Genomic DNA, 8,645 nt, shown 5'->3' with positions numbered 1-8,645 from the left:
GGGACAGGTTGGACGGGACGCCGCCGGACTTGTAGGCCTGCGTGGCGATCTGCCCGATCAGTTTCCGGGTGTCCGCGATCTTCTGTTTGTCGGCTTCCAGCTGCTGCGTGATTTTTGCCTTGTTCTGCTGCGCCAGGTCCACGCGGGCCGCGAGGGCCTGCACTTCCTGGACCGCTCCGGCCACCCGGCCCTGGGCGTCCGTGAGCGCCTGCTGGGCGCCGGGGAGCTGGCCCTGGTACAGGACCAGGTCTGCCGCGGCCTGGGCGATCTTGCCGTCCACGAATTCGAGGGAGTGCTGGACCCGGGCCGCCTCCTCGCGCAGCGCGGCCTGCTGGTCCTCAAGGTCGTCGGCGAATGCCGCCGGACTCGAGGCCCCCATGGTCCCGGCCAGGACCAGCGCCAGGGTGGCGCTGATCATCCGGCTGCGGCGCCCCACCAGGCGGAGCCGGAGGGATTGCCGGAGGGGGCGGCGGGCCATCGGTGTCATAAGCATTCCCTTTTCGTTGCGCAAAGCTAGACCCGCAAGTACCGGCGGAGGGTCAGCAGGGAGGAAATTCCGGCCAGGACAACGCCCAGGCCAATCAGGGCAGGTACCAGGATCAGGGTCTGCCCGGGCGAGATAAACGCGGTGTCCGGATACTGCTTGGACAGGACGCCTTCGAGGAAGAAGCGGGCCACGGCCCACAGGGTGCCGGACGCCAGGGCGGCACCGATCACCGCGGCGATCACGCCTTCGAGGATGAACGGGAGCTGGATGACCATCTTGGACGCGCCCACCAGGCGCATGATGCCTGTTTCCCGGCGGCGGCTGAACGCGGAGAGCCGGATGGTGGTTGCGATCAGCAGGATGGCGCAGATGATCATGACGCCGGCAATGCTCACGGCCACCAGGGACGCGGCGTTCATGGCCGAGAACAGCCGCTCCAACAGCTGCCGCTGGTCGATCACGGTTTCCACCCCGGCCTGGGAGGAGAAGGTCTCGCTGATGATTTCGTACTTCTCCGGGTCCTTCATGTTGATCCGGAAGGACGCCGGCAGCTGGTCCGGGGTCACGGAGTCAACGATCGGGGAATTGGAGAACTGTTCCTTGAAGTGCTTGTAGGCGTCGTCCTTGGACTCGTACTGGAAGTCGTTGACGTACTGCGCCACCGCGGGCGATTTCAGCAGCGTGCGCAGGTTGTCCTCCTGCTCCGGCGTCGCCGGACCGGTGGCGCAGCCGGGCGCCGTCGAACCGTCACTGCAGAGGAAGATGGCCACCTGGACTTTGTCGTACCAGTAGCCCTTCATCTGGTTGATCTGCAGCTGCAGCATGCCGGCAGCGCCGACGAAGGTCAGCGACACGAAGGTCACCAGGATCACGGAGATCACCATGGACAGGTTGCGGCGCAGGCCGCTGCCGATCTCGCCCAGGACGAATGCAAGCCTCACGCCTGGCCCTCCCCTGCGGTGCGGAACTCGGCGCGGGCTTCGGCGCGCGAGCCGGCCCGGGGCGGGATAACCTGCGGCTGTTCGTCCCGTCCGCTGGCATCGCGCAGGCGGCGCGACTGGCCCACGACGGGAATCATGGAGGTGTAGAGGGCCTTGGCCTCGTCGCGGATCACGACCCCGTTCTTCAGTTCCACCACCCGTTTGCGCATTTCGTTGACGATGTCGTCGTCGTGCGTGGCCATCACCACGGTGGTGCCGTTCTGGTTGATCTTGTCCAGCACGCCCATGATGCCCATCGACGTGGTGGGGTCCAGGTTTCCGGTCGGCTCGTCGGCCAGCAGGATGCCGGGGCGGTTCACGACGGCGCGGGCGATCGCCACGCGCTGCTGCTCGCCGCCGGAGAGTTCGTGCGGGAGACGGTTTTCTTTGCCTTCCAGGCCGACGGTCTTCAGGACCTCGGGGACCGTGTCGCGGATGACGCTGCGGCTCTTGCCGATGACCTGCATGGCGAAGGCGACGTTGGCGAAGACGGTCTTCTGCGGCAGCAGGCGGAAGTCCTGGAAGACGACGCCGATCCCGCGGCGCAGGCGCGGCACGCGCCAACTGGAGATGTTCGCGACGTTCTGGCCGGCCACGTAGACGGCGCCGGAGGAGGCGCGGTCCTCTTTGAGGACCAGGCGCAGGAAGGTCGATTTGCCGGAGCCGGAGGCGCCGACGAGGAAGGCGAATTCGCCACGGTCGATCTCAAGGTTGATCGAATCCAGCGCCGGCCGCGCCTTCTGGTCATAGACCTTGGTGACATTTTCGAAACGGATCATGGCCCTTAGTACCCTGCAGGACATGGCCGCGAGGGCCCGGTTCTGCTGCCGGCGCAAGGGCTTTCGTTTGGGGGAAGTAGAGCTCCGGCCCCTCGACTATACGCACGGGTAACGGCGGAACCGCCGGAACGGCGGGGCGTGTCGCGCGATTGTCAGGGACCTCCCAGTGGAGGCGCCCGGCCCGGCGCCGGGCCTACTTCTCGGCGTTGCGGTTGTCCGTCCGCCAGCGGATGCCGGCGTCGATGAAGTCGTCGATTTCGCCGTCGAACACGGCCGAGGTGTTGCCGACCTCGTGCTCGGTGCGGAGGTCCTTGACCATCTGGTACGGGTTCAGGACGTAGGAGCGCATCTGGTCGCCCCATGAGGCTTTGACGTCGCCGGCGAACGCCTTCTTCTCGGCGTCCTCCTGTTCCTTCTTCAGCAGCAGGAGCCGGGACTGCAGCACGCGCAGGGCGGCGGCGCGGTTCTGCAGCTGCGATTTTTCATTCTGCATCGACACCACGGTGCCGGTGGGGATGTGGGTCAGGCGCACCGCGGAGTCGGTGGTGTTGACCGACTGGCCGCCGGGGCCGGAGGAACGGAAGACGTCCACGCGGATCTCGTTGTCCGGGATGTCGATCGAGTCCGTCTGCTCGATCAGCGGGATCACTTCCACGGCCGCGAATGAGGTCTGGCGGCGGCCCTGGTTGTCGAACGGGCTGATCCGGACCAGGCGGTGGGTGCCGGCCTCGACGCTGAGGGTGCCGAAGGCGTACGGCGCCTTGACCTCGAACGTGGCGGACTTCAGCCCGGCTTCTTCGGCATAGGAGGTATCCATGATGGTGGTCGGGTAGCCATGGCGTTCGGCCCAGCGCAGGTACATGCGCAGCAGCATTTCGGCGAAGTCCGCCGCGTCCACGCCACCGGCGCCCGCGCGGATGGTCACCACGGCTTCGCGCTCGTCGAACTCGCCGGAGAGCAGGGTGACGACTTCAAGGTCGGCCAGCGCCTTGCGGACCGATTCGAGTTCCGCGGCGGCGTCGGCCATGGAGTCGGCGTCGTCCTCGTCCTGGCCGAGCTCCACGAGGACCTCGAGGTCGTCGATCCTGGCCACGAGCTTGTTGAGCCGCTCAAGCTCGGTCTGCTTGTGCGAGAGCTTCGAGGTGATGACCTGCGCCGCGGCGGGGTCGTCCCAAAGATTGGGTTCACCGGCCCGCTCGCTGAGCTCGGCGATGTCTTCCTTGAGCGCCTCGACGTTCGAGACGTTCTCGATGGACGTGTAGGTGGCCCGCAGTGCGCGGATTTCAGCGGGAAAATCAATGTTTGCCATGGTTTTTTAAGCCTACGCTATGTGTCCTAGCCGCCCGACCCTGCCGGTTTCCCTATCACTTCGGGTTGCCCGATAGATGGTTGCCCTGTCACTTTGGGTTGCCCGACGGCCTGGTTGGCAGCATCTACTGACAGGGCAACCGGAGTGGTGGGCCAGCAACTCAGCGGCTGAGGCGGGACCGCGCCGTGGACGTCGCCTCGATCCGGATGCCGTCCGGCACCAGGAAGTTCACCACCGGCGGGTGGACGGCTGCACTCAACACCACGACGGCGGTGGCGCCGTCCGGGCTGCCCGTCGAGGACGCCACGGCCAGGGCGCTGAAGCGGTCGAACGCGCCGTTGCGGCCCAGATAGTCGACGGCGGCGCTGCGCACCCTCGCCCCGCTGAGGACGGCGGACGGTGTGCCGCCGGCGTTGCCCAGCTGGCCGAGGGTGAAACTGTCCGCGGCCGCCACCGAGGCACCGTCCGCGAGGGAGAGCAGCTTCTTGTGTTCGAGGTAGACGCTGGAGGCCGCCATCACGACGGTGGCGACCAGCAGGGCAATCAGCACGAAGCCGATGCTCAGCACCAGCACCTGCCCCTCCTGCGGGCGGGGCCCGGGCCGGCCCCTCACCGGAACCTGCCCACCAGCTGGGTTGCCGACGCGCTGAGCTGGCTCGCGTTCAGATGCAGTGCGTCGCTGAACGGCACAAACGGCAGGGGCACGGTGAGGCGGACGGTGACTGTCACCGCCGAGCCGGGAGCCAGACAGTCGGCAGGTTCGCAGCGGGTGTCGACGGTGGCGTTTTCCGCCGGCTGGCCGTAATCGGCGAGCGCCAGCAGCACGGCTTGCTCTGCCGCTGCCCGGCCGCTGGCCGCGTCCGGCTGGGCCACGTAGACCTTGGCGGCCTGGTCGGCGGCGCCCACGACTGCGAACGAGCCGCCCTGGATCTGGCCCACGGTGATGATGAAGTACACCAGGGGCACCATCAGCAGCGCGGACAGGAAGACGAACTCGACCACGGCACTCCCCTGTTCCGGTGAGGCGCCGTGCTCCGGCCGTTCACCGCTGGATGGCCGCATGGCCCTTCACCTCCAAGAGCGCCCGGGGACCGATGAAGCCGATGACCGGCAGGGGTGCCCGGACGGTCACCTCGAGTGTGCGGATGCCCTGGAACGTCGATTCGCTTGTCCCCACGTCCCGCGCGAAATCCGRGTTGAGCGCCGCSGTGATCAGCTGGACAGTCCGTTCCTTGGCGTCCCCGTCGTTGCGGTCGGCCAACGTGCCGTATCTGGCGCCCGAGGCGGCGGCGTCGATCAGCGTATTCCGGACGTGAAGTACCAGGGTGAGCTGGACGATCGCGAGGAAGAGCAAGGTGAGCAACGCACCGATCAGCACGAAGTCCACCACTGCAGCGCCCCGCTCTACGCCCTTGCGGTTTTCCCCGCTTTCGATCTGGCGCCCGGTCCCCCCGCCCTGGGCTGCCATTGCCTACTGTCCGACCTTGTCCATGGCCTGGTTGAAGAGTCCCTCAAGCGCAGGACCGGCGAGGGCGAGCAGGGCGGCCACGAGGACTGCCGACATGAGGGTGATCATGACCCAGCCGGGGACGTCCCCGCGCTGGGAATGGGCGGTTCCCACGTCAGAGTGGTCCCCCGCCCGCGCTTGCGACGGAGCAGACCACCAGGTCAACATGCTGAGCGCGCAGGCCGCCAATGCCGCCCGGGTTCCGAAGTTCTTCACCGTGTCCTCTTTCCTGGTTCTCTGGTTTTCTGTTTTCTGGTTTTCTGTTTTTCCGGAGTCCTGTTTTTGGATCTGATGGTTCGTGACGTGTCGCCGGCAGATCGTGCACCGTGTGCCCCAGGCTGGCCGGCCAGCTGCAGGGCGTCCTTCGTATCCTGTTCCCTCCTCGTATGACTTTTCTTGAGTCCTGCCCGGGCCGGCCGGTGGGCAGCCGCCGGCTGTCCGTCGTCGGCTGTCCGTCGTCGTCGTTCGCCAGGTTCCTAGAGTCCGAGACTGATGGCGGCCAGACCGGGGAAGACGGCGAAGAAGACCGTGAGCGGCAGGACGCCAAAGACAAGCGGCACCATCATGCCGATTTCCTTCTTGCCGGCGGACTCCATGAGCTCCCTCTTGGCTGTGTCCCGGACATCCTGTGCCTGCGCCCGGAGGACGTCGGCGAGGGGTGTTCCACGTTCGACGGCCACGATCATCCCGTCCACGAAACGGAGCAGCGGCCCTTGATCCGTCCTGGACGAGAACTCGTGGAGGGCTTCCACGAGGGGCTTGCCGGACCGGATCTCGGCGAGGACACGGCCGAATTCCTGCGAGAGCTCACCCCGCGCGCTGCGGCAGACCCTGTCCAGGGCACCGGTGGCACTTTCGCCGGCGCTGACGGCCAGGGCCATGAGTTCGGCGATGCTCGGAAACTCCGCCATCATCCGCGTCTCCCGTTTCTTGATGTGCGCGCCCAACAGGTAGTCCCGGAGCAGGAACCCGCCGACGGCGCTGCCCACGACGGCCACGACGGCGACGAACGGGCTGAAGCGGCCGATCGAACCGGCGAGCGCCACGACGCCGACGGCGAGGACGAATCCGCCGGCCGCCCAGAGGAGTTGCTCAGCCCGGAAGTCCACGGCTGTTTTGGCGCTGCCGGCGCGGGCGAGCCTGCGGTTTAACGCCGTCGCGCCAAGGTTGATCCGGCCCAGGGACCTGGCACCGTCCCGGAACGCCGGGCGGAGGATCCGTTCGAGCGGCCCAAACGGTGTGACGTTCCGCGGGGCGGTGCGCAAAAGCCGGGATTCGAGGCTGTGGGTTCTCAGCTGCGGTTCGATACGTTCGACGAACGTCGTTGGGCGCATGAAGGGGAGCCGGACGAGGAACAGCCACAGGCCCGCCCCGAGCATGGCCCCGCACACCGTGGCGCCGGCCATCAGGCCGGTCACCGGAGGACCCGCTGTTCTTCCGGCAGCGCCCCGATACGCAGCATGATGGCGTAGGACAGCAGGGAGACGGCAAGGCCGCCCAAAAGGACGGCAGCGCCGAGCGGGGTGTTGTACGCCATCACAGCCTCAGGACGGCTGGCCAGCAACACCAGGACAATCCAGGGCGCAGCGACGGCCAGGCGTGCGGCGTTGACGGTCCAGGATTGCCTTGCCTCCAGCTCACTCCGGGTCCTGGCACTTTCCCGCAGGAACTCCGCGAGGGTTCCCAGCAGCCTCCCGAGGTCCGAACCGCCCACCTCCCGGGTTAGCCGGAGGGCCTCGACGATCCGGTCCGCCACGGGATCGGCCAGACGGTCCTTGAGCCGGGTGAGTGAGGGATCGAATTGGCCTCCCGACCGGTAGTCRGAGCCAAAGTCCACAAACACGTGGCGAAGCTCCACGGGGCCCTTGTCGCCCAGCTGGATAAGGGCCTCCGGCAGCGACAGGCCGGCCCTGATGGCTGAGCGCAAATGGTCAACGACGTCGGGCCAGAGCTGGCGGAGGACAGCCGTGCGCTTTCTGGCACGCCACCGGACCATCGCCATCGGCAGCCAGCCGCCGAACAGGCCAAAACATGCCGAGATCGGCCAAGACCCGGTAACTGCGAAGAACGCGAGCGTTGTGAAGGCCCCGAGTCCAAGGCACGAGGCGAGCAGCCCTGCCGCGCTGACCTTTTCGATGCCCGCCGACCGCAGGAGGTCCTCAAGCCGGCTGGTCCGGGGCCTGCGCCGCACGCTCTCAGGCGTCTCCCATGCGGACCACCAGATCAGCAGGAGGCCGGCGCCGCCCACCATCCCGACCAGCGGCGCCATCACCGCTGCTCCAGCAGCGCCGCGACGTCGTACCCGGAGCGGGCAAACTTTTCCGCGGCGGGCATGGAGTTGGCCTTGGGCAGAAGCTGCCCGTCCGACATCGTGAACACCATGGATGACTCGATGATCCCGTTTTCCACCCGGCGGCCCAGGGACAGGATCTCGGTGACCTGTCGGCGCCCGCTGGCGTGCCTGCTGCAATGGACCACCAGATCGATGCAGGACGCGACGGTGGGCACTACGAACGCGCTGGAGATGTTGTCGCCGGCGAGCAGCGGCAGCGTGCAGATTTTTGTCACGGCATCATGGGCGGAGTTCGCATGCACGCTGCACATCCCGGGAAGCCCGGAATTCAAAGCGATGAGCATGTCCAGGCTTTCGGCCTCCCGGACTTCCCCGACCACCAGCCGGTCCGGCCGCATGCGCAGGGCCTCCTTGACCAGGCGGCGCAGCGGAATCTCCCCCTGCCCCTCCAGGTTCGGCTGACGGCACTGAAGACCGACGACGTCGCGGAGCGGCAGCTRCAGTTCAAAGATTTCCTCCACCGTGATGACCCGTTCGCGGGTGCCGATGCTGGCGGCGAGGCAGTTGAGCATAGTGGTTTTGCCCGCCTGCGTGGCGCCCGAGACCAGGATGTTGAGGCCGCTGGCGACGGCCGCGCCGAGGAACCTGGCCGCCTGCGGGGTGAGCGTTCCCAGCTCCACCAGGTGCTCGAGCCGGCTGGCTTTGACGACGAACTTGCGGATATTGATGGCCCAGTGACGCCGGGTGACGTCCGGGATCACGACGTGCAGCCTGGAGCCGTCCGGGAGCGCCGCATCCACGAACGGGGAGGACATGTCCAGGCGCCGGCCCGAGCTCTTCAGCATCCGTTCCACAAGGTCCCGGACCTGCTGGTCCGTCAGCGAAACGGACGTCAGTTCCGATTCGCCGTTGCGCGCCACATAGATTTCATTGGGCGCGTTGAGCCAGATTTCCTCGATGCCCGGATCGTCCAGGAGCGGCTGGAGCGCACCAAAGCCCGCCACAGCGTCGAAGACGAATCTCCGGGCCGACTCCAAAGGGCCCAGCGGGGGCAGCGGCGCCAGGAGGGCCCGTTCGTCGTAGTCGCTGACAGCCGCCTCGACCAGGCGCCGGACTTCGCCGGACTCCCGCAGGGGGTCAAGGCCCCGCCGGCGGATCAGTTCACGGACCTCGTCCTCAACAATGCGTACAGCCTCCACCTGGACCCCCATATGACTGCCGCCCCTGTGCCGGCGCGATGGGGTTAAAACTAGGGGCGGGCAACCGGCCCGGCAAGGGGTGCCAAAGGTG

10 protein-coding genes and 1 pseudogene are annotated in these 8,645 nt (G+C 67.2%); all 11 read right to left on the bottom strand.

Going from position 1 to position 8,645, the window contains the following annotated elements; genetic code table 11:
• Window positions 1–487: pseudogene (locus AC1DHX_RS11310) on the bottom strand (peptidase M23); the annotation flags it as partial.
• A 26-nt stretch (window positions 488–513) separates the two neighbouring features.
• Window positions 514–1,428, bottom strand: a complete 915-nt coding sequence (ftsX, locus tag AC1DHX_RS11305) for a permease-like cell division protein FtsX (RefSeq protein ID WP_028276034.1) — start codon at window positions 1,426–1,428, stop codon at window positions 514–516.
• Window positions 1,425–2,246: a cell division ATP-binding protein FtsE gene (ftsE, locus tag AC1DHX_RS11300; RefSeq protein ID WP_043435207.1), complete on the bottom strand. Its 822-nt coding sequence runs from the start codon at window positions 2,244–2,246 to the stop codon at window positions 1,425–1,427. The genes ftsX and ftsE overlap by 4 nt, the downstream gene beginning before the upstream one ends.
• Window positions 2,247–2,439: 193 nt before the next feature.
• The gene (prfB, locus tag AC1DHX_RS11295; RefSeq protein WP_223916104.1) at window positions 2,440–3,555 is read right to left on the bottom strand and encodes a peptide chain release factor 2; all 1,116 of its coding nucleotides are present in this window, start codon (window positions 3,553–3,555) and stop codon (window positions 2,440–2,442) included.
• Between the two features lie 160 nt (window positions 3,556–3,715).
• Entirely contained in the window at window positions 3,716–4,129 is a 414-nt protein-coding gene (locus AC1DHX_RS11290) for a pilus assembly protein TadG-related protein (RefSeq protein ID WP_476856708.1), read from the bottom strand.
• A gap of 35 nt (window positions 4,130–4,164) precedes the next feature.
• The gene (locus AC1DHX_RS11285; RefSeq protein ID WP_476856707.1) at window positions 4,165–4,617 is read right to left on the bottom strand and encodes a hypothetical protein; all 453 of its coding nucleotides are present in this window, start codon (window positions 4,615–4,617) and stop codon (window positions 4,165–4,167) included.
• Window positions 4,598–5,023, bottom strand: coding sequence for a TadE family protein (locus tag AC1DHX_RS11280; protein ID WP_476900042.1), 426 nt, complete (start codon window positions 5,021–5,023; stop codon window positions 4,598–4,600). Before AC1DHX_RS11280 ends, AC1DHX_RS11285 begins: the two co-directional genes overlap by 20 nt.
• A gap of 3 nt (window positions 5,024–5,026) precedes the next feature.
• The gene (locus AC1DHX_RS11275; RefSeq protein WP_476859002.1) at window positions 5,027–5,230 is read right to left on the bottom strand and encodes a hypothetical protein; all 204 of its coding nucleotides are present in this window, start codon (window positions 5,228–5,230) and stop codon (window positions 5,027–5,029) included.
• Window positions 5,231–5,538: 308 nt separating this feature from the next.
• Window positions 5,539–6,480, bottom strand: a complete 942-nt coding sequence (locus AC1DHX_RS11270) for a type II secretion system F family protein (protein ID WP_476858862.1) — start codon at window positions 6,478–6,480, stop codon at window positions 5,539–5,541.
• Window positions 6,477–7,331, bottom strand: coding sequence for a type II secretion system F family protein (locus AC1DHX_RS11265; RefSeq protein ID WP_476856703.1), 855 nt, complete (start codon window positions 7,329–7,331; stop codon window positions 6,477–6,479). Before AC1DHX_RS11265 ends, AC1DHX_RS11270 begins: the two co-directional genes overlap by 4 nt.
• A complete protein-coding gene (locus tag AC1DHX_RS11260; RefSeq protein WP_476900041.1) occupies window positions 7,331–8,554 on the bottom strand; it encodes a CpaF family protein in 1,224 nt (407 codons plus the stop codon). The genes AC1DHX_RS11265 and AC1DHX_RS11260 overlap by 1 nt, the downstream gene beginning before the upstream one ends.
• Window positions 8,555–8,645: the final 91 nt, after the last annotated feature.

The organism is Arthrobacter sp. 05N33_2 (assembly GCF_056397425.1).
The sequence above is the reverse complement of the archived record's forward strand: the minus strand, read 5'-3'. Positions and strand labels throughout refer to the sequence as shown.